The following is a 26,147-nucleotide window of genomic DNA, read 5'->3' as shown; positions in this document are numbered from 1 at the left end:
GAGCATGATGTGGTGCGGCGAGGAGGCCGTGGCACTCTTGACGGAAATGGTCTGCCAGCTCAACCCCGCGCAGGGATCGAAGTGGGAGGAATCAACCAGTGCCCATTCGTGGCCATGCCATTGGGGAACATGGGCAATGTTGTCATCAAAGGCTGCCTGGGCGTTGCCTGCCTCGCAGACTACGGGGCTGGCCTGGGCTTCTTCAGGGGTGCTGCAGGCGATGAGCGGCATGCAGAGAAGTGCTGCTCCGGCGAAAACTCGTGGTGTGAACATTGTGTTCTCCTTTCTGAGGTCTCGGTGTGGTTCCAGACCCTACAAGCGGCCGCGGCGCTCAGAATAGAGTTGTGGAGAGCATTCCTCGGGCTAGCGGGTAGTCTCGCAGACATGGAGAATCTGTCTGGTCGTACACTGTTCGTCGCCGCCGTGGATGCTGAAGCCACGCATGTTCCTGAAGGCTCGCCGCTGCTCATCACCGGTATTGGTACGGTTCCCGCCGCCATTGAACTCACTAATGTGCTGGCGTCGGCAGAGGTGCTGCCGGATCGGGTCATCAACATCGGTACTGCGGGCGCGCTTCGCGACGATCTCTCAGGCGTCTTCGAGGTCTCCCACGTGCGCAAGCACGACTTCCACCTCGAGGTGCTCAGCGATGTTTCCCGTTATCTCCTCCCCGAGGTCATAGAGCTCGAGACCTCAGGAAAGCTGCCGACCGCCACGCTTGCCACGGGTGACGCCTTTATTTCGGATACCCCGACCCGCACGCGCCTTGCCCAGGATTCTGCGCTGTGCGATATGGAGGGCTACGCCATCGCGGCGGTATGCCGAAAGTTCGGTGTGCCGTGCACGCTGCTCAAGCAAGTTTCGGATACCGCGAACGAAGAATCCTACGGTTCGTGGGCGAAGGTGCTCGACCGCGCGGCGGAGGAACTGGCCGCCGCATTCGGCACGGTGTCCGCGGACTAGGGCCTGCATACGGAAACTGCCCGATCTGACAAACTTCTCCCCCGCCGCCGTAGGCGAGGGCCAATGGTTTTGTCAGATCGGGCAGTTGCGCGGCCGGAAGGGCTAGAGGCATCAAAGCTGGGCCGCGGCTGCGGGTTAGCGGGCGCCGCTGGCCTCCAGCTTCTCGTAGAGTTCCTTGACGTCCTCGTGGCCCTCTGATGTGGCTATCTTGATGTCCTCGGTATCGATTTCACCGGCGCGCAGGCTGGCCATCTCCTGGTGGTAGCGGAAGACCACGGCGATCGTGGCAGCAACGGGTACGGCCAGGAAGGCGCCGATGATGCCTGCCAAGGCGGAGCCGACCGTGACGGAGAGCAGCACCATGGCGGCGTGCAGGCCCATGGCCTTGGACTGCAGCATCGGCTGGAGCACGTTGCCCTCCACCTGCTGCACGATGATGATGAGCGCCAAGGCGAGCAAGGCCTTCGTCAGACCATCGGAGACCAGCGCGATGATGACGGCCAAAGCACCCGCAGTGACCGCGCCAATGACCGGGATGAAGCTGGCGAAGAAGGTCACCACGCCGATGACCAGCGCCAGCGGAACTTGGAGGGCCCAGAGGCCGAGGCCAATGAGGAGGCCGTCGACAGCCGCGACGGCTGCTTGTGCCTGAATGAAGCCGGACAAGGTATTCCATACGCGAGTCAGCAGCTCGGTGGCGTGCCAACCTGCGGAGTAGCCGGTATAGGTGCGCAGCCACGGCAGGAACTTATCGCCGTCCTTGAGGATGAAGAAGGCTACGAAGAGCATGATGGCGAGCGCCATGGCGATGGAGCTGGCCATCGATACGCCGGAAATCACCCCGGTGGCGATGTTGGAAGCTTGGCCCTTGATGAACGTCATGGCATCATCGAGGACTTCCTGGACCTTTGCCGCATCAATTTCGAAGGGTAGGTCCTTGGCCATATCGACGAGCTTGTTCAAGCCGCCCTCAGCTTGGCTGACCAAGGACGCACCCTGAGAGGACACCACCGGGGCCATCGCCGCGAACACGCCGCCGATGATGGCCAAGAAGCCCAGCAGCGTGGTGATGGAGGCCAGTGCACGGGGGAATTTGTGCGCGCGCAACCAGTTGGTCACGGGGAAGAGCACCGTGCAGACCAGGATGGCCAGGATGACGGGCAGCAGGCCTACCCAGATGAACTTCAGCAGGTAGCCGGCCAAGCCGACGCCCGCCACCACGATGATGAAGACCAAGCACACCTTGGCTAAGGAAATGGCGTCGCGCCCGAGGACGCGGGACTTGTCATCGGTCTTCGACACCGGGAGGGCGGCTTCCTCATCGGAGGAGTCCGCCGCCTGCAGCTTATCTTCGTCGTGCGTAGTACTCATGCGCTATATCTTTGCACATGAGCCGCAGAAACGAACTATGCGCGGATGCTGCTTACCTGGCGGATGATGCCGAAGCGGTGCATCGTCACCGAGACTGCCTGTTCGAGGAGGAAGGGCAGCAGCTCACGGCGGCCATCAGCCAGCACCGGCTGATTCAAGACCACGGAGTTGGATTCCACGGCCGCTTCAAAGACACCCGGCTCGACAGAACCCACAGCGCGCACGCGGCCAGATTCCAGCCCTGCGACCTCGCGGGCGAAGCTATCCGCCGACACGCTGTCGACCTTAAAACCCAGCTCACGCAGTTCCGCGGCCTTCTCCGGGGCGGCGCTGAAGCGCACTGGGGAGCCGGTGCGGGTGGCGGCGAGGGCCAGGCGGGAGACGTCGCGAAGCGCGGCATCAGTGCCAATGCGCACCTGCAGCGGGGTCAGCACCGGGCGGTAGCGGAAGACGTTGGCCTCGCAGACCAGGCCGGCGCGGTCGTGCTTGCGGCCGAACTCCTGCTGCCAAGCCAGCTCGTCGAGCTCCGCTGCGCGCCACAGCCACGCGGTATTCTCCTCCGAGAATCCCAGCTCTCCGAAGGCGCGCAGCTGGGCCGCCACCGGCTGGGAGATGTCCACGTCGAAGGGGCGAAGCGGGCCCTCGGACCAGGTACCGAACTGTGCGACGTAGTTCGGGCCGCCGGCCTTTGCACCCGGGCCCATGACGGATTGCTTCCAACCGCCGAAGGATTGGCGTTGCACAATCGCGCCGGTAATACCGCGGTTGACATAGGCATTGCCCACCTCGACGCGCTCGAGCCAGTAATCGATCTCATCGTTATCCAGCGTGTGGATGCCGCCGGTCAGGCCATAACCGGTGGAGTTCTGCCACTCGATGGCCTCCTCCAGGGTCTCCGCGTGCATGATGCCCAGCACCGGGCCGAAGCACTCGTTGACGTGGAACCAGGAGCCCGGGCGCACGTTATCGCGGATACCCGGGGACCACAGGGTGCCTTCCTCGTTGAGCTTCTCCGGCTTCACCAGCCACTTTTCACCCGGCTCCAGCTGGGTGAGGCCACGCAGCAGCTTCTCGCCCGGGGCCTCGGCTAGGCCATTCATCGTCGTGGTGATGTCGTAGCCGGGGCCGGTGATGAGGGTCTTGACGGCGTCGACAAGCTGCGAGCGCAGGCGCTGCGATTCGCCAGCCGCGCCGACGAAGATGACCAGGGAGGATGCGGAGCACTTCTGGCCGGAGTGGCCGAAGGCGGAGAGGTAGAGGTCCTGGATGGCCAGATCCGGGTCCGCGGACGGGGTGATGATGAGCGCGTTCTTGCCGGAGGTCTCCGCCATGATGTTGAGCTCCGGCTTCCAGGAACGGAAGAGCTTGCCGGTATCGGAAGCACCCGTGAGGATGACGGCATCGACATCGTCGTGGGAGATGAGCGCGCGGCCGGCGTCACCCTCGTCGGTGAAGACGAGCTGGACCAGATCCGGGTCGAGGCCCTGAGCCTCGAGGCCGGCGCGGAAGGCCTCCACGACGAGCTTCGCGCAGTGCACGACCTGCGGCGCTGGCTTGATGATGACGGCCGAACCCGCGGCGAGAGCCGCCGCGATGCCGCCGGTGGGGATGGCCACTGGGAAGTTCCACGGCGGCGTCACCACGGTCACGCGGTAGGGCGTGAACTCGGCGGCGTAGTTCTCCAGCAGGCGCGCGGACTGCGCGTAGTAGGTGCAGAAGTCGATGGCCTCGGAAATCTCGGGGTCGGTCTGCGTGACGGTCTTGTTGGCCTCGTAGGCGGCGACGGAGATGAACTCGCCGCGGCGGTTGGCCAGCTCATCGGCCACGGCCTCGAGCGCGCGGGCGCGGTCCTCCGCCGAGCGGGCACCCCACTCGGCGCCGAGCTCAGCGGCGCGGGCCACGTGCTTGTCGACGACCCCCGCATCCGTCACCTCATCCACCCCGTGCTCACCCGGGTCGGTGGCCAGGGCCTTAAGCGCCCACTCGCGGTTAGCCTCCAGGGCTGGGTCGGTGTCCGGCTCGTTGGCGAAACGCCCGGTGCGCGGTGCCTGACGGCCGGCTGCCTGCTCGGCCTCCTCCAGGCGGTTCTGGGTGCGGCGCGGGCCGGCGAAGGTATCCCAGCGCTTCTCGACGGCCTCCCGGAAGACCTCCTCCTGGTCCTTCAGTGCCTTCTCCTCTGGGGCGAAGAGGGCGTAGAGGAAGTTCTGCGGTGCAGAGTTCTCCTCCAAACGGCGCACCAGGTAGGAGACCGCGACATCGAAGTCCTCCATGTGCACCACTGGGGTGTAGAGGATCTGGCGGCCCTCGAAAGCCTCGCGGACCGCAGCCTGCTGGGCCGGGGACATGCCCTGGAGCATCTCGGAATCCATCATGCGCATGACACCGCGCTTGGTACCCAGCTTGTAGGCAAAGGCCGCGGTGTAGAGGTTGTGGGTGGCCACGCCGATGCGCACGCAGTCGGCGAACTCGGGGCGCAGGATGTAATCGAGCAGGCGGTAGTAGTTGGCGTCCACCTCATCCTTGGTGGCATAAGGTGCTGCCGGCCAGCCGTGGATTTCACCCTGGACGTGCTCCATGGAAAGGTTCGCGCCTTTGACGATGCGAATCTTGATGTGGGAGCCGCCCTCGGCCACGCGCTGCTGAGCGAACTCCGCGAGGTGGGCCAGGGCGTCGAAGGTATCCGGCAGGTAGGCCTGCAGGACGATGCCTGCCTCGAGGTTGGTGAACTCCGGCTCGCTGAGCAGCTCGGTGAACAGGCGCACCGTGAGGTGGAGGTCGTGGTATTCCTCCATGTCCAGGTTGATGAAGACCTTATCCGGGCGGCGCGCGGCGGCCTCGTAGAGCGGGCGCAGGCGCTCCTTGAGGCGGACCAGGGAACCCTCGATATCCCACGGGTTGAGCTGGGCCACCATGGAGGAGGCCTTGACGGACACGTAGGTCACGCGCGGGTTATTGATGAGCGTGAGGGTGCGCTCGGCGCGGGAGCGCGCTTCGTCGTCACCCAGCACGGCCTCGCCGAGGAGGTTGAGGTTGAGCTGCTCGCCGGACTCGGCGGCCTTGTCCAAGGTCTTGTTTAGGGCATCGCTCTCGGCGTCGAGCACCAGGTGGCCGACCATCTGGCGCATGCGCATGCGGGCCAGCGGCATGACCAGGTTCGGCAGGATAGGCCCGAAGAAACCGCCCAGGCCCACCAGCGATCCGTTGATGAGGCCGAGGAAGGAAGCGTCATAGGTGGTGGTGACGGACTTCAGCGCGTGGGCGGCTACCTTGTCATCTTCGGGGCGCATGACGCGGTCCACGAAGTCCATGGTGAAAGCCACTCCATCCGGGTTGCGCAATAAGTCAGCGAGCTGTTCTGTGGCCGGGTCCTGCTCGTCGGCGGTGGAGGCGAGCCAGGAGTGGGCTTGGGCCGCGGCGGCGTCGATCAGCGCGGCGTCGATGTCGGTGGATTCGGGCACGGGGGTATGAGCATCGTTAGTCATGGATTACAACCTTTATGGGTCTCAAGGCACACTGGTACAGCCTTATGGAATGCGGAAAGAACACAAACTATCGAGTCCAGCAGTTGCTCAAGCTCTGTGCGGCGCTGATTAGCCTGTCCAGTTTGTGTGATAAGAGGGCTTACTTAACGTTGGCGTGCACAACTGGAGGCCGGTCGGAAGAACGACGCTGTCTAATGAAGTAAGCATTCATATGTGACCACCCTTCTTGCGTGGGGAAACGGCCAAGCGGTGGCTTGGCCGGGCCAGCGAAAAATAGGCGCCTTTAACATGGTCCGCCACACAGTGGGTGCAGACATGTAACCCATCTCGCTTATATGAAAGCTAGCCCCTTATGTTGGGGTGAGTCAATCCCACAGGTGTTGTTTTGAGGGGAGGTTGCTACCCCCGTGTTAGTGACTGAGATACTCCGTGAGATCTGTCGCGATCTTCTGTGCGCCCATTGGACCTAGGCCGAGTGCCCACGTATCGTCGCTGACCTCGATAGCATGGCCGTCTTTAACCGCTGGAAGCTGCTGGAACGCCGCAGTGGAAATGGCGGTGTCTTGGCCGGTGGCGGAGGGATCTCCGTAGCTGCAGTAGAAGATGTAGTCGGCGTCCGCTTGGTCAATGTTCTCCGGTGAGATTTCTGCAGCGAGCTCTTCGATGTCCTGGTTGGCGGGGCGGGCGAGGCCGGCGTCATCAAGCACCGTTCCAATGAGTGAAAGGCGCCCGTAGAGGCGTACTTTGCCCGGCATGAAGCGCAGAATGGTGACGGTGGTGTCTTCGCTAGCTGGCCCGTCCTTAATGACCTTCTTTACTTCTTCGATCTTCTTGTCGTAGTCGGCCATGACTTGTTCGGTGCGCTCTTCCTCGCCGAGGGCTTCACCGATCAGGTGGAAGTTTTCTTTCCAAGTGTACCCAGGGCGAATCGAGAAAACGGTAGGCGCGATGGAGCTGAATTGGTCATAATACTTATCCATGCGCAGCTGCGAGCCGATGATGAGGTCCGGTTGTAGTGAGGCGATCTTTTCCATATTGACTTCGTTGATCGTGCCTACCGTTTCGATGTCACTTGCTTTGTCGGCCATGTAATCGGGGACGGGGTTCTGACCCTTAGACGTGGTCATGCCGACTGGCTTCATGCCAAGGGCAAGGACGGAGTCGAGCTCGCCGCTTTCGAGAACGACTACTCGTTGAGGCTTCTCTTTGAGCTCGGTCGTACCACGGGCATGTGTGACGGTGCGGGGGAACTGGCCGGGAGCTGCATCGCTGCCAAAGGATTGGGTCTTCTCTCTGGCTCCAGCAAAGCCCTCGCCACCAGTTGCCACGGAGTCATTTCCTGCGGCGGAGTTGGATTTTCCTGTTTCCTTCTCTGCTGGAGAGGATGAGCTGGACCCGCCGGTGTTTGAATCGGCGTTTTCGAGGCTGGCGCAACCGGTGAGAGCTAGCGCTGCGGTAAGGCCAACAGCGGTAAGGCGGAGGAGTGGGATGTGAGACGCGATTTTCTTTCGAGTAGTCATAAAAGGTAGCCTAACCTAAATTAGGTCAAGCTAAGGAAACGTGAGCGTATGAAGGTGTTTGGGTGGTGTTGGTGATTGAGCAGGGGGTGCACACCGGAAAGGGAAATACTCGGCGTCTTGGTCGGGTAGTAGTTGCTGGCCTTGCCATTCTCTGTATCGGCGTGGGGCTGTCGCTGGCGTTGGGGGCGCGCAGCATTCCTTTCAGTGACGTGTTGGCCGCCCTTCGAGGTCAGCCTGGTATAGCTTCCTCGATCGTGTGGGAGAGGCGGCTTCCCCGTACTCTCGTGGCCGTTTGTGCGGGCTGTGCTTTGGCTCTCGCTGGTGCAGTTCTGCAGATTATGACGCGCAACCCTTTGGCAGATACCGGAGTTTTCGGGATTAACGTAGGCGCCAGCTTGGCCGCGGCCATTGCTCTGGGCTGGTGGGGGTGGCAATCACCTTTTGCTTTTTCGCTCGCAGCCATCATCGGTGCGGCAGTGACCATGCTGCTGGTCACCGCGGTAGGGCGTGGCAGAGCTGGCGATGTTGATCCGCTGAGACTGATTCTTGCAGGTGTAGCCATCGGGGCGGTATGTGAAGGGCTTTCCTCCGCTCTCATCCTGGTAGATCCGCACTCTTTTGCACGTATCCGCGCGTGGGTGACGGGCTCTGTTGACGTGGCCTCGTGGACACCGGTGGCGATTACAGCCGGCGGGTTAGCAGTTGGTGTGGTGCTGCTGATTGCCTTTGCGCGCCATTTGCCGCCCCTTGCTCTGGGGGATGACGTTGCGGCGGGTCTCGGTATCAACCTCAAACTGACTCGTTTGGGACTTGTCGCGGCGGTAACAGTGTTGGCTGCTACCGCTACCGCAGCGGCGGGGGTGATTGTATTTGTCGGATTAGTCATCCCGCATGTTGTCAGGCTGTGCGGGATATATGAAGAACGGGCACAGCTTGTCGCCGCTGCCGTGGTGGGGCCTTTGTTTTTGTTGGGAGCCGATATTGTGGGGCGCTACCTCACTGCTGCTGAGTTGCCGGCTGGCGTCACGGTGTCGCTCATTGGTGCCCCAGTATTGATTGCGCTGTCCCATCGCGCTGGAAGGAGGCTGTGATTGTGAGCGTGAGAAGTGTTTTGTCCTTTACGGGCATTGTGATCGTCGCGCTGGCTATTGCTGCCTATTCGCTCTTCTCGCCTGGTGCCGGGCAAGAAAGCGCAGCGTTGTGGTCCGTGGCTACGAATCCCAATAGCACTGACTTTGCGGCCACCGTCGTGTGGCAATGGCGTGCTCCGCGGGTGGTTGCTGCGATTGTCGTAGGAATGTGTTTGGGCATAGCGGGCGCCATCTTTCAGATCCTTACTCACAATCCTCTGGGGTCGCCCGACATCATCGGGTTTAATACCGGTGCCTATACCGGTGTCATCGCGGTTTCCTTGGCGGGCTTTAGCTCCGCGTTCAACATTGCGCTAGGCGCATTGGTGGGTGGGGCTCTCACTGCGTTACTCATCATGGGGCTTTCATTTGCAGGAAGGCTTACGGGAGCAAGACTGATTGTGGTGGGGATTGGAGTGACGTTCTTTCTTTCAGCAATAAACAAGTGGTTGATTCTTAGCGGTGAGTTGGAGCAATCCTTAGGCGCGGCGACTTGGGCTGCTGGAACATTGAATGCTGTGTCCTGGGCACGAGTTATTCCATTGGGGGTGCTGGGAGGCGCGGCGTGCGTCGCTGGGTTGCTGCTGCGTGGCTGGTGCGACGCGCTTGCCCTGGGGGATAGCGCGGCGAGTGCGTTGGGGTTGAACGTGAGTCGTGCACGTGTGGTGATGGTTCTGGTTGGCACAGTTCTTGTCGCTGTATCGACGGCGATAGCGGGTCCAATCTCATTTATCGCCCTCGCGGCCCCGCATATGGCTCGGTTGCTCTCGCGTCCAGACAGGACACCGGTGTTGCTCTCTGGAGTCCTCGGTGCTCTTTTCTTGCTCGCTGCCGACTTAGCAGGGCAGCGACTGTTTTTCCCAATTACTCTGCCTGCCGGTCTTATTACGGTGTGCGCCGGTGGCATCTATCTGGCGGGTCTGCTGCTGTGGCAATCCCGAGCTGCCGGAATGAAAGGTCAGTAAAGTGAACCAGCAAAAAGTATGTGACGGTGCGCCGAGCGTGCGGGCTGAGGGGGTGAGCATGTCCTACGGGAGGACTGCCCCGCTAATTCTCGACTCGGTGGATGTGTCTTTTCCGGCCGGGAAATTCACTGCCATTATCGGTCCCAATGGTTGTGGAAAATCCACTTTGGTCAAGGTGTTGGCGCGGTTGGAAACACCGAACGCGGGCGCGGTGCGCATTGGCGAACAAGATGCAGCCGCATTCTCTCGGCGAAGCTACGCTCGGCGCGTCGCCGTGATGTCGCAGCAATCCATAGCTCCCGAAGGGATCAATGTCAGGGAACTGGTCGCGCGCGGGCGCTTCGCCCACCAAGGATTTATGGGGTGGAGGAGTCAGGAGGACGAGCGTGCTGTTAGTCGCGCGCTAGCAAAGGTAGGCCTTGAAGAACTGGAGACGGCCGAGGTAGCGGCGTTGTCTGGTGGTCAGCGTCAGCGTGCTTGGCTGGCTATGGCCCTCGCCCAGGAAACGCCTGTGCTCTTCTTGGATGAGCCAACGAGCGCTCTTGACATCGGATACCAGCATTCCTTCATGCGGCTGATGCGACAGCTGGCAGGAAACAAAACCCTCATTGCGGTCATTCATGACTTGGCGCATGTATTGCGCTATGCGGATCGCGTCGTGGCGATGAAAGATGGAAAGGTGTGGGACGCGGGCGTGCCGCGCGACGTCATTACCCCTGCCCTTATTGAGGAACTCTATGGGCTGACAGTCCGCGTTGTAGATGTGGACGGTGAGCCAGCAATCGTCCCTGTGGGGTGAGTTTCCGCCAAACCGGTTTTGTTTTCCCAGCGTGTGGGCGGTAACTAAAAAAAGTTGAGTGGATCGGGAACAACTTTGGGTTTGCCCGCGTTGTGTAGGTTGAGTGACCGGCGCTCAGGTTTGGATGACAATGGGTGCCGCTTCTGTTAGAGTTCAACCCTGAACGCGGCGGAAGTTGAGTCGCGCACTATCAACTTAAGAACAAACCCCAACAAGCAAGGAGAAAAGATTATGGGACGCGCAGTAGGAATTGACCTCGGTACCACCAACTCGGTCGTATCCGTTCTGGAAGGTGGCGAGGCCACCGTTATCGCTAACTCGGAGGGTTCCCGCACCACCCCGTCCGTCGTGGCTTTCGCTAAGAACGGCGAAATCCTCGTCGGCCAGTCCGCTAAGAACCAGGCGGTCACCAACGTTGACCGCACCATCCGCTCCGTCAAGCGCCACATCGGCACCGACTGGACCATCGACATTGATGACAAGAAGTACACCCCGCAGGAGATTTCGGCCCGCACGCTGATGAAGCTGAAGCGCGACGCCGAGGCTTACCTGGGTGAGGACGTTACCGACGCCGTTATTACCGTCCCTGCTTACTTCGAGGACTCCCAGCGTCAGGCCACCAAGGAGGCCGGCCAGATTGCAGGCCTCAACGTCCTGCGTATCGTGAACGAGCCGACTGCCGCTGCACTGGCCTACGGCTTGGAGAAGGGCGAGCAGGAGCAGACCATCCTGGTCTTCGACCTCGGTGGCGGTACCTTCGACGTCTCCCTGCTGGAGATTGGTGATGGCGTGGTTGAGGTTATGGCCACCGCTGGTGATAACGCACTGGGTGGCGATGACTGGGATCAGCGCATTGTCGACTGGCTCGTGGATAAGTTCAAGGCTTCCCAGGGCGTCGACCTGACCAAGGATAAGCGCGCTGTCCAGCGCCTGCGTGAGGCTGCTGAGAAGGCCAAGATTGAGCTGTCCTCCTCCCAGTCCGCCAACATCAACCTGCCGTACATCACGGTGGACTCCGAGAAGAACCCGCTCTTCCTGGACGAGACCCTGTCCCGCACCGAGTTCCAGAAGATTACCCAGGACCTGCTGGACCGCACCAAGACCCCGTTCAACCAGGTCATCAAGGATGCTGGCCTGTCCCTGTCCGAGGTTGACCACGTGGTCCTCGTCGGCGGCTCCACCCGTATGCCGGCCGTGTCCGACCTGGTCAAGGAAATGACCGGCAAGGACCCGAACAAGGGCGTTAACCCGGACGAGGTCGTGGCAGTCGGCGCTGCTCTGCAGGCAGGCGTGCTGCGCGGCGAGGTCAAGGACGTGCTGCTTCTCGACGTCACCCCGCTCTCCCTCGGCATCGAAACCAAGGGTGGCGTGATGACCAAGCTCATCGAGCGCAACACCACCATCCCGACCAAGAAGTCGGAGACCTTCACCACGGCTGATGACAACCAGCCTTCCGTGCAGATTCAGGTCTACCAGGGCGAGCGTGAGATGGCTTCCGCCAACAAGCTGCTCGGTTCCTTCGAGCTCGGCGGCATTGCTCCGGCACCGCGCGGTGTCCCGCAGATTGAGGTCACCTTCGACATCGACGCCAACGGCATCGTTCACGTGACCGCTAAGGACAAGGCCACCGGCAAGGAAAACACCATCAAGATCCAGGATGGTTCCGGCCTGTCCCAGGAAGAGATCGACCGCATGGTCAAGGACGCCGAGGCACACGCCGAAGAGGACAAGAAGCGCCGTGAGGAGCAGGAGACCCGCAACCAGGCGGAATCCACCTCCTACCAGACCCGTAAGTTCATGGATGAGAACGCCGACAAGCTGCCGGAGGACCTCAAGACCCGCGTGACCGAGGCTGCTGATGCTGTCGATGAGGCCCTCAAGGGCGATGACATCGAGGCGATTAAGTCGGCCGTCGAGAAGCTCAGCACCGAGTCCCAGGAGCTGGGCAAGGCTCTGTACGAGGCGCAGGCTGCTGAGGCAGGCGCCGAGGGCGCTGCTGCTGGCGAGACCGCTGGTGACCCGAACGTCGTCGACGCCGAGGTTGTCGACGAGGACGACGAGAACAAGGAGAAGTAAACCATGACCTCCCCTCAGGACCCGGGCAACCCGGCCAACACCGACCCTGAGGCAACCTCCGCTGAGGCTGCGGAGGCTGCCGCCGCTGAGGCTGCTTCTGCCGACGGCGTCGTGGATGACGCCACCGCGGGCACCGCTGAGGCAGAGGCTGCGGTTGAGGATGCCGCTCGCGACATCGCTGATGAGAACGCCAGTGCTGAGAACTCCCTGGAGGCTCAGCTGGCTGAGCGCACCGAGGACCTGCAGCGTCTCAACGCGGAGTACACCAATTACCGCCGTCGCACCGAGCGTGACCGTCAGGCCGTGATCGAGACCACCAAGGCCAAGGTCCTGGCAGATTTCCTGCCTATCCTTGATGACCTGGAGCTCGCGCGCCAGCACGGTGACCTCAACGAGGGGCCGCTCAAGGCCATCGCAGACAAGCTCACGGGCGTGCTGACTAATAACCAGCTGACCCCGTTCGGCGCCGAGGGCGACGCCTTCGACCCCGAGGTGCACGAAGCAGTCCAGGACCTCTCGACTGGTGACGAGCAGGTCGTCGGCACGGTCCTGCGCCGTGGCTACACGGTGGGCGAGCGCGTCGTGCGCACCGCCATGGTGATTATCGCCGACCCCGCCGAGTCAGCCGATACCGCTGACAGTCCGGATAGCTCGGATAGCGCAGAATAGGTATCGCAGGTGGCGTCAGGGCTCAGTGTTCCTTGGCGCCACTCTTCTTTTCATTACTTAATTAGCATTTTTACTTAGCAAAAAATCTTAAACCCTAACCATTTATCGACTCTCCTGAAAGGAGGAGATGCCCAGTGAACGCTAAGCCAGAATGGGCAGACAAGGATTATTACGCGGATCTGGGGGTCTCCTCGTCCGCAACCGCCGAAGAGATTAAGCAGGCTTATCGCAAGCTGGCCCGCAAGAACCACCCCGACGCCAACCCGGATAACCCCGCGGCGGCGGAAAAATTCAAGCAGGTGGCGGAGGCCTATGATGTGCTCTCTGATAAAGCTACCCGCAAGGACTATGACCAGTTCAAGGCCATGATGCGCGGTGGCGGCTTTGGACGGAGAGGAGGCGCCGGGTTTCCCGGCGGGTTTCGATCCACGCACATGGGTGGACCGGGTGCGCAAGAATTCGACCTCTCCGACATCTTCGGAGGATCCGCTCGAGGAGCGTCTCAAGGCGGCGGTCTTGGGGATATCTTCGGTGGCGTTTTCAACCGCGGCGGTGGTGCTGGCCACACAGCTCGGCCGTCGCGGGGGGCCGACGTCGAAACGCAAATAACCCTCGACTTCCGCGAGGCAGCGAAGGGAACGACCATTCCTTTGCAGCTCAGTGGCGAAGCTCCCTGCACTACGTGCCACGGCTCCGGCTCGAAGAGCGGGAAGCTGACGACGTGCTCGACGTGCGACGGCACCGGTTTTACCTCTGAGCAGCGCGGTACCTTCGGCTTCTCGGCGCCGTGTGCTGACTGCGATGGCACCGGCCAGCGCGCCGAGGATCCGTGCCCGGATTGCTCTGGGTCCGGAACGGTGCACCGCACCCGCTCCATCACGGTGCGTATCCCCGCTGGAGTGATCGATGGTCAGAAGGTGCGCCTTGCCGGGCAAGGCGAAGCCGGCCCGAACGGCACGCCGTCCGGTGACCTCTTCGTGGCGGTCACGGTAAAGCCCGACAAGGTATTCACCCGGGAAGGCGATGATCTGCACGTGACCGTCCCGGTCTCCTTCGCGGAGCTGGCCTTAGGGGACACCATTACGGTGCCGACCCTCGATTCGCCCGTGCGCGTGAAGGTACCGGCGGGCACCCCCGATGGCCGCACGTTGCGCGTGAAGGGCCGCGGTGTGGCCAAGCGCGGCGGCAAGGCCGGTGACCTCATGGTGACCGTGCAAGTTACGGTGCCCTCTACGCTGGATGCGGCGGCCTCCTCGGCGCTGCGCAGTTACGCCCAGGCGGAGAAGGACTCCGGCTTTGATCCGCGTGCCGGCTGGGCCGGTAACACGGTAGCGCGCTAAAGGAGGTGTGAGATGAGCAAGGACAGAACAAACCGAAGTGATGCGGCGCAGCCCAAGGCGATGTATGTCATCTCCGTGGCCGCGGAACTGTCCGGCATGCATGCTCAAACTCTGCGCACGTATGACCGGATGGGGCTGGTTTCCCCAGCCCGCACCTCCGGGGGTGGGCGCCGTTATTCGGAGAGCGATATTGAGCTCTTGCGCAAGATTCAGACGCTCTCGCAGGATGATGGCGTGAACCTGGCTGGCATTAAGTCCATCATCGAGCTGACTGCGGAGCGCGACCGCCTCGCCGCCGAGCGCGATGAATTGCAGTCAGAAGTTGAGCGCCTGCGCAGCCAGGCCCGCCCTTCCCGCGGCGAGCTGGTCCACGTACCGCGCTCGACCTCCGTGGTGATGTGGACACCTCGCCGCAACCGGCGCCGCGACAGCTAGGCGCTTTCCCCCCCTCCTCTATGGAGGGGGGTTCTGCTGTTTTGGCCATCTACAGCCTGCTTGGCTGAAGTCTTCGTGCTCTTTGCTTAACAAGTGTCATTGTTGCCAAAGTTCGTGCTCAAAATTGCTCTGGACCGTGAAACTTTGGCAACGAGGGCAGTTAGGGCAGTAGGTTCGGGAGCCTTTGGGTAACAACCCCAAAAGCTTTCTTCTTTGAAAACGTGAGTTTGGCAAAACTGATCGCTACACTCGCATTCAATGTTGTGTTGCCCATCACTTTCCTGAAGATTTGTGTGGGCGGCCGCCGTGAGGAAACTGAACCCACTAGAAAGGCAGTAGGCACATGACTCTGTATGCAAACCCCGGAACCCCTGATGCCATCGTCAACTTCCGTGAGCGCTACGACAACTACATCGGCGGCGAGTGGGTTCCGCCGGTTGATGGCGAATACATGGACAACATCACCCCGGTGACCGGTGAGGTCTTCTGCCAGGTGGCCCGCGGCAAGGAAGCCGGCATCAATCTGGCCATCGACGCTGCTGAGAAAGCCTTCGAGACCTTCGGCAAGACCACCCCGGCCGAGCGTGCGCTCCTGCTGCATCGCATCGCGGACCGCATTGAGGAGAACCTGGAAAAGATCGCCGTCGCGGAAACCTGGGAGAACGGCAAGGCCGTACGCGAGACCCTCGCCGCTGATATCCCGCTGGCCGTAGATCACTTCCGCTATTTCGCCGGCGCCATCCGCGCCCAGGAGGGCCGCCTTTCCCAGATTGACCAGGACACCGTGGCTTATCACTTCCATGAGCCGCTGGGAGTGGTGGGCCAGATCATTCCGTGGAACTTCCCGCTATTGATGGCGTCGTGGAAGATTGCGCCGGCGCTGGCCGCCGGCAACACCATCGTGATGAAGCCGGCCGAGCAGACCCCGGCATCGATCCTGCTGCTCATTGAGATCATCGAGGACCTCCTTCCCAAGGGCGTGCTCAACATCGTCAACGGTATCGGCGAAGAGGCGGGTGTTGCTCTGTCCGCCTCGGATCGCATTGCCAAAATTGCGTTTACCGGTTCCACCCCGGTGGGCAAGATTATTAACAAGGCCGCCGCGGACAAGGTCATCCCCGTCACCCTGGAGCTTGGCGGCAAGTCCCCGTCCATCTTCTTCGCGGACATCATGGACAAGGACGATGCCTACCTGGAGAAGTGCGTTGAAGGCTTCGTTATGTTCGCGCTCAACCAGGGTGAGGTCTGCACCTGCCCGTCGCGCGCGCTCATCCATGAGGACATCGCGGACAAGTTCCTGGAGCTGGCCGTGGAGCGCGTGAAGAAGATCAAGATCGGCCACCCGCTCGATACCGAAACGATGATGGGCGCGCAGGCTTCCCAGGAGCAGATGGACAAGATCGCCGAATACCTTGAGATCGGCCCGAAGGAAGGTGCGGAGACCCTCATCGGTGGCCACGTGAACAAGGTGGAGGGGCTGGAGAACGGCTACTACATTGAACCGACCGTCTTCCGCGGCACCAATGATATGCGTATCTTCCGCGAGGAAATCTTCGGCCCAGTACTCTCCGTGGCTACGTTCAAGGACTTCGAGGAAGCCATCCAGATTGCTAATGACACCAACTTCGGCCTGGGCGCCGGCGTGTGGTCGCGCCACCAGAACACCTGCTACCGCGCCGGGCGCGAAATCCAGGCCGGCCGCGTGTGGGTCAACCACTACCACGTGTATCCCGCTCACAGCGCCTTCGGTGGTTACAAGGAGTCCGGCATTGGCCGCGAGAACCACCTCATGATGCTCGCTCACTACCAGGAGACGAAGAACATGCTGGTGTCCTACTCTGAGGAGCAGGCTGGTCTGTTCTAATACCTGCTGGCTATGACCCCCAGACCCCGCAGAAATGCGGGGTCTTTCCAATAGGAGCCATGATCCCCCGGCAGGCCGCTCGTGCCGGGCACGGCCGTTGCGCCGAAGGTCGGGGAGGAGGGATCGGGGCCGTGGATTCCGCCGTGCGGGCCGGTGGCAATCGCGATGGGGTCCTCGGTATTCCGCGCACTCCACACTCGGCCGTGCAGCTGCGAGGCGCTAGCCACGGAAGCGCCCGGGCTGCCGATGAGCACAACGTCATCTGCAACATAGTCCTGCTGTGCTGCCTTGCCCACCACCACGGAGCCATAGGAGTAACCCAGAAGGATGTGCTGCGCGTGAGGAAAGCGCTGCCGCAAAGCGCGCTGGAAGCGGCCCAGCTCAGTAGCACCGCGGCGCGCTGGGTCCTCGTGTGCAGCGCGGGGCAGCGAGGTCGGGGCGGCATATCCAATCCACGCCACCGTGGGGCCATTGGTGGCGCGCGCGATGGCGCGGGCGCGCTCCACGGCGGTGGGCCAGCTCGCTGCATCAGAAGAACCTACTCCGCCCACAAACGTGCTCACCTGCGCGGCCTGAGTGCCGATACCTTCGGGGTCCACGAGCGCCACCAATCGCCCGGGGCTGGCCTCCAGCACGGTGATATCCGGGTTGGCCGCGGCGAGGGAGCGAACTTCCTCGCTAGCCATGGTCAGTTGGATCTGGTGCAGCTCAGTGAGAGACAGGTCGCTGAAATCCTCCAAGCGGCTCGGCGGCTGTGCCATCTCTGGAGTGCACAAGGCGTTTAGTTGGCGGGCGCAGGCCCAATCGAGGACGTCGGCCAACGCATCTAATTGCCCAAGCGCCACGCTGGTGGGCTCAGCAAATGCAGGGGTCGCAGCGAGCTGCAGGGCGCGTGCGCGCAGCTGTTCAATCCTCTCCTGCAGCGGCGCATAGAGGCTCAGGATCCGCGCGGCCAGGCGCATCTGCTGCGCGGGTTCTAACAGCGTGTCGGTGGCGCGCTGCAATGCCCGCCGCGCAGCATCGGAGGCTGTACCGGAAAGCGCTAGGCCTGACCAATGATGGCGCGAGTCAGCGATATAAAGCTCAAGCTCAGAAGCGGAACCTTTCATCCGTTCGGCCTCCGCGCGCAGTTCTGCCGCCGCACTCATTTGCTTCCTGCCAGACGTGTGGAAAGCTCGGAATCAAGATCCTGGGTCACACCCACGAAGCTCTCAAGCTCTTCTAAACGCGCCCGCCGAGACTGTTCGCTGGCGCTCCGCGCATCCTCCCACCGCGCGCCGAGGAGAGCTAGCGCGTGGGCCGTGCGAGGAGGCTCTAGCAAGGAAGGAGAGGCGGTGGGGGAGGCATGGCCGAAGAGGTCGCGGATCTGCTCGCGAGCAGCACTGTCAATGTCAAGGTGGTTCATAGCATCGAGAGTGCGCCAACTGTCCTATCGCCGTAAAGAGCGGCAACCGTGAATCCACGGAATCTGTGGATAACTAGTCCGGGCTCGTCTACCGTGGGCCGCATGAAGGTAGCAGCAGTTCAATTGACCAGTACCGGAAACGTCGAGGAGAACCTCGCCGTTGCACTCGACAAGATCCGGGAAGCCGCAGACAACGGCGCGCAGCTCATCGTCCTGCCGGAAGCTACCACCCAGAGCTTCGATTCCGGGCGCCTCGATACACACGCAGAAGGTCTCGACGGCCCCACTGCCACCGCCGTGCGCGCGCTGGCAGAAGAACTCGGCGTGTACGTGGTGCTGGGAATGTTCGCCCCAGCAGATACCGTTCAGCGTGGAGAGAAGACCATCAACCGCGTGGCCAACGTTGCGCTCATCGCCGGGCCTGGTGTTCTCGGCGGCTACGAAAAAATCCACACCTACGACGCTTTCAAGTACAAGGAATCCGATACTGTCCGCCCGGGTGAGTCACTCGTTGCCTTCGATGCCGGTGACCTCACCGTGGGTGTCGCCACCTGCTACGACATCCGCTTCCCTGAGCAATTCAAGGAGCTTGCCCGCCAGGGCGCTCACCTCATTGTCGTGCCCACCAGCTGGGCCGATGGCCCGGACAAGCTGGAGCAGTGGCGCCTGCTGAGCGCTGCGCGCGCGCTTGATTCCACGAGCTATATTCTGGCCGCAGGCCAGGCACGCCCCGGCGGCGAGGCTAAAGCAGGGGAGGCCTCCGGGCCCACGGGCATCGGGCACTCCGTCCTCGTGGCTCCGGATGGCACGCGCCTGGCCGAAGCTGGTTATGAGCCGGAAATCCTCTACGGCGAGGTGGACCCAGGCACCGTGGCGAAGGTCCGTGAATCCCTCCCCGTTCTGGACGCCTAAGCTCCGCTTGTACGTCTAAGCGCTTATAGCGCTTAGACCCATTGGGACTTCTTCCACGCCGCCCAGGCTTCCCAGTCATCGCCCCAGCCGTCGAGTTCGGCGGCGGAGGCCGCCCACTCGTGGCCACGCTGCCAGCTATCCGTGGTGATAGCTTCCTCCGCGACGCCACCTGCGAGCAAGGCCGCGCGCGCTAGTTCCACGCGGTCGGCCGGACCGATGAGTACAAAGCGGCGGTCCGTCCCTTCAGCGAGCACCGGTTCCATCGGCTCCTTGGCCACCATGGGCTTAAACCCGTGGGCAGCCGGCTGCGCACCCAGCAGCCAAGGGTCCTGGCCCTCCCTCACGATGTGGTGCAGCTTCAGCTTCGGAAGCAAAGCCTGCAGGTTGGCTTGAAATTCCGTGTCATAGTGCTCGCCCGGCGAAGGGGCTACGGCATAGACCTGGAGACCAGAGAGGAGGGTGTTCTCCAGGGCGTCGAGAAGCAGCGCCCGGGCGCCCGCCCACCCGGTGCCGAAGGAGATCAGTGTGGTGCCGGAATCGAGTTGTGGCGGCTCACCGGCGGGCATGCCCAGCGTCCACCAATCACCCGGCTGCGCCTTGGCCAGCATGGAGGAGGCCTCACCGGCCAGCGCGAGGTGGAAAATGAGTTGCCCGGAATCATCAGCAGGCGCAGCCGGCGTCAGCGGACGCCAGGTTCCCGGCGTGAGCTGCGAAGTCACCGGCACGTGCTGACCCGCGCGATAGTCCAGCGCCGTACCGGATTCCAGCCGGACCACAGCGGTGTTCCGGTTGGGCTTCTCCACCGCCACCACCTGGGCGCTGTGAGCCGGGGGAAGACCGGCGATATCCGCCTCCTCGGCGGCGCTGCGCATGATGGAACACACGTGGGAAATAGTGCGCGTGGCGACATCGTACTGATACTGGGTGAGTCCTAGCACCTCCAACCCGTGCACCAGCGATGCCTCAAATTTCGGATAGATCTCGGGAGGGAAACCGTGGCGGCGATGATCACGTCCCATCTGGGCTAGGCGCTTGGCGACGTCCCCCCGAACCTCACCGTCCTCCACATTTTCCAGCACCCACGCGAGTGCCGGGGCCATGGAGGGGTGCGTGTCTTTCATCGACAGAGCAAAGACTTGGCGGGATTCGGCCACGGTGGCGAAAAAGTGCCCGTGTACTGCGTCGCGATAGTCTTCCGCGTGCTTGCGTAGGTGCTCACCCAGTTCCCTCATGCTCGCCCATCCTAGCGCCTGGGGGTAGTGCCACATCACCCTCGGGTTATATGCCAGGGGTGGCAAAGTGGGGAGGGAGTTGTAGTGTAATCTACGGTTCATTTCCCGAAAGTGGGTGAGTCTCGTCTCAAGGATGCCGCGATGCGCGGCATGGAAGGAAGATCTCGCATGGAAGATTTCTCTGCGTACACAATCATGACCGACGTGGGCTGGATTTCCTTGCTCATGGTTATCGGCAACGTTTTGCGCCACCAGATCAAGTTCGTATTCCAGGACTTGCTGCTGCCCGCCCCCATCACCGCCGGTCTGCTCGGCTTGCTCTTGGGGCCCAATGTCTTGGGGTGGATCGGTTTTTCCGACAACCTCGGCGATTACACTTCGCTGCTCATCGCCGTGGTCTTTGCCTCCATGGCCTTCTCCATGGAGATGGGCGGCAACATGGGCAAGGGCGCTCGCAACATGTGGGGCTATTCCACCATGATGTTTACCGGCCAGTGGGGCTTGTTCATCATCCTTGGACTCTTGCTGTTTAAGCCCACTTTTGACACGCCTGACTGGTTCGGCATGATGCTGCCCGTCGGCTTTACCGGTGGTTTCGGTACCGCCGCGGCCGTCGGCGGTGCCTTGGAGGGCGTGGGCGCTGAGGCGGCCTCCTCGCTGGGATTTACCTCCGCTACCGTGGGCACCTTGGCCGCCATCGTCGGCGGCATCATTGCGGGTAACTGGGGCATCCGCAAGGGCAAGGTTTCGCACGTTCCGAAGCAGCTCCCAGAGGAGCTGCGCCGCGGCTACATCTCGCGCCTGGAGGATCGCCCCTCGCTGGGCCGCGCGACGACGAACCCCTCCGCCATCGAGCCCATCACCCTCCACGTTGGCTTCATCGCCCTGACCGTGATGACCGCCTACGGCATTAACAAGGGCATCGCCTCCATCTGGGAGAACGTCTCCATCCCGCTGTTCGCCATGTCCATGGTCGTGGGCCTGCTCTTCCGTGCCGTGATGAACATGGTGGGTGCTAAGGACTACCTGGATAAGGACACGGTCAGCTCGGTCTCCGGTGCGGCGACTGACTACCTCATTGCCTTTGGCGTGGCGGCCATCGTGCCGGCAGCCGTCGCAGCCTACTGGCAGGCTCTGCTGCTGCTCTTCGTTCTGGGCACCATCTACTGCATCTTCTTCCTGATGTGGTTCCCCGCCGAGTTCTTCGGTGAGCGCTGGATTGAGCGCGGCATCTTCGGTTGGGGCTGGGCCACGGCCACCGTGGCTACCGGCATTGCGATCCTCAAGATCGTGGACCCCAAGCTCAAGTCCGGCACGCTGTCGGAGTACGGCATGGCCTACATCGGCTTCGGTCCCTTCGAGATTTCCTGGACCATCATCGCGCCGCTGTCCGTTATGTACGGCTTCACCGCTGGCTTTGGCTGGATCTCCCTGGGCATCGCGGTGGTCATCTACCTCGTGTTCAAATTCACCGGAATGATGCCGCCGCGCGGCACCATCTTCAAGGAAGGCATTGGGCACGTCGGCTCAGAGAAGTAGACGCTGACCATCTCTCGCGCAACCTCCAGGCAGTGTGGCCTGGGGGTTTTCTTCATTCTCGGCGTGATGCGCATTACGGGGACAGTGTTCACTGATTACATTGCTGTTTAGCGGAGAATGGGGATAAAATTCAGGAAGTTGTTAGCGTGGTGCTCTCTCATTCTTTCTTTTTCTTCCACTAGGAGAGCGCAAACTTAGGAAGCCGTATGCATTTTCTTTATGAAGACTCACCTCGTGAGGTTGTACTCGAGTCTGCGCTTCATATCGGAGCGGCCGAGGGTGATGAGGCCATCACCATGGAATCCGTGGCCAAGCTGGCGGAGCTTAGTGCTGCTCAGGTGCTTGCGGAGTTTCCTGACCGCGAGGCCATCGTGCGGGCGATCCCCGAATATGTGACTGACCGCAAGGTCAAGTTTCTTGAGGAAACGCTCGATGCGGCCCCAGGCTACGCCGATCTTTTTACCAAACTGACAACTTTTACTGAGGCCTATTACGAGTATGCCGAGCGTGAGCCGGAGCTGTTCCGCTACCTCTTTGAAAAGAAGGCCTATGTCTTCGAGGACGAATGGCAGGCTCTCTTACAGGGTAATTTGTCCTATAACCGGACCTTGGACCTGATCTATGAAACCATCGCGCTCATCGCGACGGAGGAAAAAATCCAGGTTGGAAGCGATGTGTGTTTTGAATCGGTGGCAAAGCTCAGCGTTGCTACCTTGGCCACTGTTCATGGCATGGCGCATCTCAGTGTTCTCGGCGTACTGCGGCACCAACACTCGGTGGTGCGGCGCTTCAATCTCCGCGAGGTATGCAAGGCGCTCATCGGAACCCTGTTTAAGGCTGCGGAATCTTTGGAGATGCCGGATCTGCGCAGCCCGATGCAGGAGTATCGCGAACTGCTCGCTGGGTTTGTTCCGGACCGTGACATCTCCCTGGATATCTCCGCGATTGAGGACCTGCAGGAGCTTTCCGCAGAGCGCGCACGCATGGCCGTGATGGAACGTGCCATCCAGCTGGCTGCACGCGAGGGCCTGCAGTCCGTAACCATTGAGAACGTGGCCGAGTATTTCGACGTCTCCGATGTCTTCATTGCCTCGCTGGTGGACAATGACTTCGTGCTGCGTGAATCCGTGGAGCAGGAAACCGACTGTGAGCTTGAAGCCCGCAGCCTCTACCTCTTGGAGCAGCTGCCGGAGGATGCATCGGCCGTCGACAAGCTCCTGTGCGTAGCGGTGGCCTATTTTGACTACGCGGTGACGTACCCCGAACGCTATAGTGCCTGCATCGCCGCTGCCTCTGGGTCCGTGGTGCCGCTGAGTGCGGATGGCGAGGAACAGACCAAGATGGGTGTGTCCTTCGCGTTGTTGATGCGTTTTGCCCGCGAAGCGCTGCGGGAGGCCGGGTACGAACCGGAGGATCGCCTGGTTTATGTCAAGAACTTCACCCTATGGGCCGGTGCTGACGGCATGTGCCACCTGGCTTCTATGGGTGAGTTCCGTGGTATCGACCTCGAGGAAAAGTGGTCCATCTATTACCTCGTGACGGGCGTGGTCCTAGCAACCTTTGCCTACGATCTTCCCGGCAAGCAGCCGCAGACTGTTTAGCCCGTTTAATCGTAGATAAACTAGATAAACACCGGCTCTTCCGTTCTGCTGAATCCAGCAGGCGGAGGGGCCGGTTTTCTTGTGTCCACGGCGTGACACAATCAGCGGAAAAGGGAAACTTGAGTGTATATCGATCAACCTGGCGTAGACGCGGAAATTTAAAAAAGTTCTAGTTGAGTGGAACAGACTCAAGTTCTGTAGCGTTATAGACAGTGAAGCTTCCTTCCCTGCTGTAGCCGCAGGGAGGTTTGGATAAACAGTAGAAACGGAGAAACACAATAATGAGTTCTTTTAACCCCACCACTAAAACCCAGGAGGCCCTGCAGCAAGCACTGCAGACGGCTTCCGCCAACGGTAACCCGGACATCCGCCCGGCGCACCTCTTAGCAGCCATCCTCGAGCAGAAGGATGGCATTGCCGCCCCGGTGCTCAAGGCCACCGGTGTGGATCCGGAGACGGTGCTCAAGGAGGCGCGCCAGCTTATCGACGCCCTCCCGAAGGCCGAGGGCGCCAACATGGCGAACCCGAACTTTAACCGCGACGCCCTCAACGTCCTCACCCGCGCCCAAGAGCTGGCCGGTGAGCTCGGTGATGAGTACGTCTCCACCGAGGTACTGCTCGCCGCAATTGCGGGCTCCAAGTCTGATGCCGCCGAGCTGCTGACCTCCCGGGGTGCTACCTACGACGCGCTCAAGGGTGCTTTCCCCTCCGTGCGCGGCGCTGCCAAGGTGACCTCGGAGAACCCCGAGGAACAGTTCCAGGCCCTGGAGAAGTACGCCACGGACCTCACCGCCCGCGCCCGCGAGGGCAAGATTGACCCGGTCATCGGCCGCGACCAGGAGATCCGCCGCGTGGTCCAGGTTCTTAGCCGCCGCACGAAGAATAACCCGGTGCTCATCGGTGAGCCCGGCGTGGGTAAGACCGCCATCGTGGAGGGCCTGGCCCGCCGCATCGTGGCCGGTGACGTACCGGAATCCCTCAAGGGCAAGACGCTGCTGAGCCTGGACCTTGGCTCCATGGTCGCCGGCGCGAAGTACCGCGGTGAGTTCGAGGAGCGCCTGAAGGCCGTGCTCGATGAGATTAAGGCTTCCGATGGGCAGATCATCACCTTCATCGATGAGCTGCACACCATCGTCGGCGCCGGCGCTACCGGTGAGGGCTCCATGGATGCCGGCAATATGATTAAGCCCATGTTGGCCCGCGGCGAGCTCCGCCTTGTGGGTGCCACCACCCTCGATGAGTACCGCAAGTACATCGAGAAGGATGCCGCCCTGGAGCGCCGCTTCCAGCAGGTCTACGCCGCCGAGCCTTCCGTGGAGGACACCATCGGTATCCTCCGTGGCCTCAAGGAGCGCTACGAGGTGCACCATGGCGTGCGCATCCAGGACTCAGCCCTGGTCTCTGCCGCGGAGCTCTCGCACCGCTACATCACCAACCGCTTCCTGCCGGACAAGGCCATCGACTTGGTCGATGAGGCCGGCTCTCGCCTGCGCATGGAGATTGACTCCTCCCCGCAGGAGATCGATGAGCTGGAGCGCATCGTGCGCCGCCTCGAGATTGAGGAGCTGGCTCTCAAGAAGGAATCGGATGCCGCCTCGAAGGACCGCCTGACTGCCCTTCAGCAGGAGCTGGCGGATGAGCGTGAGAAGCTCGGTGAGCTCAAGGCCCGCTGGGCCAATGAGAAAAAGGCCATCGATGATGTGCAGACCATCAAGGAACAGCTGGAGGATCTGCGCCGTCAGGCAGAGATTGCGGAGCGCGATGGTGACCTAGCACTGGCCTCCGAGATCAACTACGGCAAGATGCCGCCGCTGGAGAAGGACCTGGCCGCCGCCGAGGAGAAGGCTCAGCAGCAGCACAACACCATGCTCACCGAGGAGGTCACCCCGGATACCATCGCGGAGGTTGTCTCCGCCTGGACCGGCATCCCGGCCGGCAAGATGCTGCAGGGAGAGACCGAGAAGCTGCTCAACATGGAGTCCGTGTTGGGTGAGCGCGTGGTGGGCCAGAAGGAGGCCGTCACCGCGGTGTCCGACGCCGTTCGTCGCGCCCGTGCCGGTGTGGCTGATCCCAACCGCCCGACCGGTTCCTTCCTCTTCCTCGGCCCCACGGGCGTGGGTAAGACGGAGCTGGCGAAGGCTCTGGCGGACTTCCTCTTCGATGATGAATCCGCGATGGTTCGCATCGACATGTCCGAGTTCGGTGAGAAGCACTCCGTCGCTCGCCTCGTCGGTGCCCCTCCGGGATACGTGGGCTACGACGCCGGCGGCCAGCTCACGGAGGCTGTGCGTCGCCGCCCCTACACGCTGGTGCTTTTCGACGAAGTCGAGAAGGCCCACCCGGACGTCTTCGACGTGCTGCTCCAGGTGCTCGATGAAGGCCGCCTGACCGATGGCCAGGGCCGTACCGTGGACTTCCGCAACACGGTCATCATCCTGACCTCGAACCTGGGTGCCGGCGGCACCAAGGAAGAGGTCATGGAGGCAGTCAAGCGCAGCTTCAAGCCGGAGTTCATCAACCGTCTCGATGATGTCGTGATGTTTGAGCCGCTGACCTCGGATCTGCTCTCGGGCATCGTGGATATCCAGCTCAAGGGCTTGGCCGAGCGCCTGTCCGGCCGCCGCCTGACGCTGCAGGTCTCCGACGCCGCCAAGCTGTGGCTGGCCGAGCGCGGCTACGACCCGGTCTACGGCGCCCGCCCGTTGCGCCGCCTGATCCAGCAGGCCATCGGTGACCAGCTGGCCAAGAAGCTGCTGGCCGGTGACATCGTGGACGGCGATACCGTGCACGTTGACGTCGCCGACGGTGGCGCGCACCTCGAGCTAGCTGCCCGCACCGCCTAAA

General features: G+C 61.9%; 20 protein-coding genes. 13 read left to right on the top strand and 7 right to left on the bottom strand.

The window, feature by feature from the left end; translation table 11 throughout:
* Positions 1–273 (bottom strand): LppP/LprE family lipoprotein (locus HMPREF2537_RS04325; protein WP_246820237.1); only part of this gene is annotated, 273 nt, incomplete at its 3' end.
* A gap of 111 nt (positions 274–384) precedes the next feature.
* Here HMPREF2537_RS04325 and HMPREF2537_RS04320 point away from each other — a divergent pair.
* Positions 385–963, top strand: a complete 579-nt coding sequence (locus HMPREF2537_RS04320) for a nucleosidase (protein ID WP_070525816.1) — start codon at positions 385–387, stop codon at positions 961–963.
* 135 nt (positions 964–1,098) lie between these two features.
* Here HMPREF2537_RS04320 and HMPREF2537_RS04315 read toward each other — a convergent pair whose 3' ends face one another.
* The 3 genes from HMPREF2537_RS04315 to HMPREF2537_RS04305 all read right to left on the bottom strand — a co-directional run bounded on the left by HMPREF2537_RS04315 (position 1,099) and on the right by HMPREF2537_RS04305 (position 7,336).
* Positions 1,099–2,334 (bottom strand): AI-2E family transporter, encoded by a 1,236-nt coding sequence (locus tag HMPREF2537_RS04315; protein WP_070525814.1) that lies wholly within the window; start codon positions 2,332–2,334, stop codon positions 1,099–1,101.
* A gap of 35 nt (positions 2,335–2,369) precedes the next feature.
* Positions 2,370–5,816, bottom strand: a complete 3,447-nt coding sequence (locus tag HMPREF2537_RS04310; protein ID WP_070525812.1) for a bifunctional proline dehydrogenase/L-glutamate gamma-semialdehyde dehydrogenase — start codon at positions 5,814–5,816, stop codon at positions 2,370–2,372.
* Between the two features lie 410 nt (positions 5,817–6,226).
* On the bottom strand, positions 6,227–7,336 hold the full coding sequence (locus tag HMPREF2537_RS04305; RefSeq protein WP_046647137.1) for an ABC transporter substrate-binding protein: 1,110 nt from the start codon (positions 7,334–7,336) through the stop codon (positions 6,227–6,229).
* Between the two features lie 62 nt (positions 7,337–7,398).
* Between HMPREF2537_RS04305 and HMPREF2537_RS04300 the strand changes: the two genes are divergently transcribed.
* The 8 genes from HMPREF2537_RS04300 to HMPREF2537_RS04265 all read left to right on the top strand — a co-directional run bounded on the left by HMPREF2537_RS04300 (position 7,399) and on the right by HMPREF2537_RS04265 (position 16,614).
* A complete protein-coding gene (locus tag HMPREF2537_RS04300) occupies positions 7,399–8,427 on the top strand; it encodes a FecCD family ABC transporter permease (protein WP_369799722.1) in 1,029 nt (342 codons plus the stop codon).
* Positions 8,424–9,431 (top strand): FecCD family ABC transporter permease, encoded by a 1,008-nt coding sequence (locus tag HMPREF2537_RS04295; RefSeq protein WP_232745432.1) that lies wholly within the window; start codon positions 8,424–8,426, stop codon positions 9,429–9,431. The genes HMPREF2537_RS04300 and HMPREF2537_RS04295 overlap by 4 nt, the downstream gene beginning before the upstream one ends.
* A gap of 58 nt (positions 9,432–9,489) precedes the next feature.
* Positions 9,490–10,230 carry an ABC transporter ATP-binding protein gene (locus HMPREF2537_RS04290; RefSeq protein ID WP_232770689.1) on the top strand — a complete coding sequence of 247 codons (741 nt, stop codon included), beginning with the start codon at positions 9,490–9,492 and terminating at the stop codon, positions 10,228–10,230.
* A gap of 231 nt (positions 10,231–10,461) precedes the next feature.
* Positions 10,462–12,306, top strand: coding sequence for a molecular chaperone DnaK (dnaK, locus tag HMPREF2537_RS04285; protein ID WP_070525810.1), 1,845 nt, complete (start codon positions 10,462–10,464; stop codon positions 12,304–12,306).
* A 3-nt stretch (positions 12,307–12,309) separates the two neighbouring features.
* On the top strand, positions 12,310–12,975 hold the full coding sequence (gene grpE / locus HMPREF2537_RS04280; protein ID WP_070525808.1) for a nucleotide exchange factor GrpE: 666 nt from the start codon (positions 12,310–12,312) through the stop codon (positions 12,973–12,975).
* A 134-nt stretch (positions 12,976–13,109) separates the two neighbouring features.
* Positions 13,110–14,315 carry a molecular chaperone DnaJ gene (gene dnaJ, locus HMPREF2537_RS04275; protein WP_070525805.1) on the top strand — a complete coding sequence of 402 codons (1,206 nt, stop codon included), beginning with the start codon at positions 13,110–13,112 and terminating at the stop codon, positions 14,313–14,315.
* Positions 14,316–14,327: 12 nt separating this feature from the next.
* Positions 14,328–14,750: a heat shock protein transcriptional repressor HspR gene (locus HMPREF2537_RS04270; protein WP_070525803.1), complete on the top strand. Its 423-nt coding sequence runs from the start codon at positions 14,328–14,330 to the stop codon at positions 14,748–14,750.
* Between the two features lie 343 nt (positions 14,751–15,093).
* Complete coding sequence (locus tag HMPREF2537_RS04265) at positions 15,094–16,614, top strand: acetaldehyde dehydrogenase ExaC (RefSeq protein ID WP_070525800.1); 1,521 nt, start codon at positions 15,094–15,096, stop codon at positions 16,612–16,614.
* On the opposite strand, the gene HMPREF2537_RS04260 is transcribed toward HMPREF2537_RS04265, so the two are convergent.
* Together HMPREF2537_RS04260 and HMPREF2537_RS04255 are read right to left on the bottom strand one after the other, a co-directional pair.
* The gene (locus HMPREF2537_RS04260; protein ID WP_070525798.1) at positions 16,611–17,762 is read right to left on the bottom strand and encodes an alpha/beta hydrolase; all 1,152 of its coding nucleotides are present in this window, start codon (positions 17,760–17,762) and stop codon (positions 16,611–16,613) included. The two genes, HMPREF2537_RS04265 and HMPREF2537_RS04260, sit on opposite strands and share 4 nt — an antisense overlap.
* Complete coding sequence (locus tag HMPREF2537_RS04255) at positions 17,759–18,019, bottom strand: hypothetical protein (protein WP_070525796.1); 261 nt, start codon at positions 18,017–18,019, stop codon at positions 17,759–17,761. Before HMPREF2537_RS04255 ends, HMPREF2537_RS04260 begins: the two co-directional genes overlap by 4 nt.
* A gap of 102 nt (positions 18,020–18,121) precedes the next feature.
* Between HMPREF2537_RS04255 and HMPREF2537_RS04250 the strand changes: the two genes are divergently transcribed.
* Entirely contained in the window at positions 18,122–18,931 is an 810-nt protein-coding gene (locus HMPREF2537_RS04250; protein ID WP_070525985.1) for a carbon-nitrogen hydrolase family protein, read from the top strand.
* Between the two features lie 32 nt (positions 18,932–18,963).
* Here the strand turns inward: HMPREF2537_RS04250 and HMPREF2537_RS04245 are convergent, their stop codons facing one another.
* Positions 18,964–20,163, bottom strand: a complete 1,200-nt coding sequence (locus HMPREF2537_RS04245; protein ID WP_070525794.1) for an FAD-binding oxidoreductase — start codon at positions 20,161–20,163, stop codon at positions 18,964–18,966.
* 168 nt (positions 20,164–20,331) lie between these two features.
* Here HMPREF2537_RS04245 and HMPREF2537_RS04240 point away from each other — a divergent pair, with 168 nt between their 5' ends.
* The 3 genes from HMPREF2537_RS04240 (at position 20,332) to clpB (ending at position 26,146) form a co-directional block, all read left to right on the top strand.
* Positions 20,332–21,702 carry a sodium/glutamate symporter gene (locus tag HMPREF2537_RS04240; protein ID WP_070525792.1) on the top strand — a complete coding sequence of 457 codons (1,371 nt, stop codon included), beginning with the start codon at positions 20,332–20,334 and terminating at the stop codon, positions 21,700–21,702.
* 206 nt (positions 21,703–21,908) lie between these two features.
* Entirely contained in the window at positions 21,909–23,303 is a 1,395-nt protein-coding gene (locus tag HMPREF2537_RS04235; protein WP_070525790.1) for a TetR/AcrR family transcriptional regulator, read from the top strand.
* Between the two features lie 281 nt (positions 23,304–23,584).
* On the top strand, positions 23,585–26,146 hold the full coding sequence (gene clpB / locus HMPREF2537_RS04230; protein WP_070525788.1) for an ATP-dependent chaperone ClpB: 2,562 nt from the start codon (positions 23,585–23,587) through the stop codon (positions 26,144–26,146).
* Position 26,147 lies beyond the last annotated feature (1 nt).

This window comes from Corynebacterium sp. HMSC074E01 (assembly GCF_001808885.1).
GTDB lineage: Bacteria > Actinomycetota > Actinomycetes > Mycobacteriales > Mycobacteriaceae > Corynebacterium.
The sequence above is the reverse complement of the archived record's forward strand: the minus strand, read 5'-3'. Positions and strand labels throughout refer to the sequence as shown.

Bases quoted from the DNA above. Each gene is read 5' to 3' on its own strand.
- HMPREF2537_RS04310 (WP_070525812.1), bottom strand. From the start codon at position 5,816: ATGACTAACGATGCTCATACCCCCGTGCCCGAATCCACCGACATCGAC.
- clpB (WP_070525788.1), top strand. From the start codon at position 23,585: ATGAGTTCTTTTAACCCCACCACTAAAACCCAGGAGGCCCTGCAGCAA.
- HMPREF2537_RS04290 (WP_232770689.1), top strand. From the start codon at position 9,490: ATGTCCTACGGGAGGACTGCCCCGCTAATTCTCGACTCGGTGGATGTG.
- HMPREF2537_RS04255 (WP_070525796.1), bottom strand. From the start codon at position 18,019: ATGAACCACCTTGACATTGACAGTGCTGCTCGCGAGCAGATCCGCGAC.
- HMPREF2537_RS04320 (WP_070525816.1), top strand. From the start codon at position 385: ATGGAGAATCTGTCTGGTCGTACACTGTTCGTCGCCGCCGTGGATGCT.
- HMPREF2537_RS04265 (WP_070525800.1), top strand. From the start codon at position 15,094: ATGACTCTGTATGCAAACCCCGGAACCCCTGATGCCATCGTCAACTTC.
- HMPREF2537_RS04240 (WP_070525792.1), top strand. From the start codon at position 20,332: ATGGAAGATTTCTCTGCGTACACAATCATGACCGACGTGGGCTGGATT.
- HMPREF2537_RS04315 (WP_070525814.1), bottom strand. From the start codon at position 2,334: ATGAGTACTACGCACGACGAAGATAAGCTGCAGGCGGCGGACTCCTCC.
- HMPREF2537_RS04270 (WP_070525803.1), top strand. From the start codon at position 14,328: ATGAGCAAGGACAGAACAAACCGAAGTGATGCGGCGCAGCCCAAGGCG.
- grpE (WP_070525808.1), top strand. From the start codon at position 12,310: ATGACCTCCCCTCAGGACCCGGGCAACCCGGCCAACACCGACCCTGAG.
- dnaK (WP_070525810.1), top strand. From the start codon at position 10,462: ATGGGACGCGCAGTAGGAATTGACCTCGGTACCACCAACTCGGTCGTA.
- HMPREF2537_RS04260 (WP_070525798.1), bottom strand. From the start codon at position 17,762: ATGAGTGCGGCGGCAGAACTGCGCGCGGAGGCCGAACGGATGAAAGGT.
- HMPREF2537_RS04235 (WP_070525790.1), top strand. From the start codon at position 21,909: ATGCATTTTCTTTATGAAGACTCACCTCGTGAGGTTGTACTCGAGTCT.
- HMPREF2537_RS04250 (WP_070525985.1), top strand. From the start codon at position 18,122: ATGAAGGTAGCAGCAGTTCAATTGACCAGTACCGGAAACGTCGAGGAG.
- HMPREF2537_RS04245 (WP_070525794.1), bottom strand. From the start codon at position 20,163: ATGAGGGAACTGGGTGAGCACCTACGCAAGCACGCGGAAGACTATCGC.
- HMPREF2537_RS04305 (WP_046647137.1), bottom strand. From the start codon at position 7,336: ATGACTACTCGAAAGAAAATCGCGTCTCACATCCCACTCCTCCGCCTT.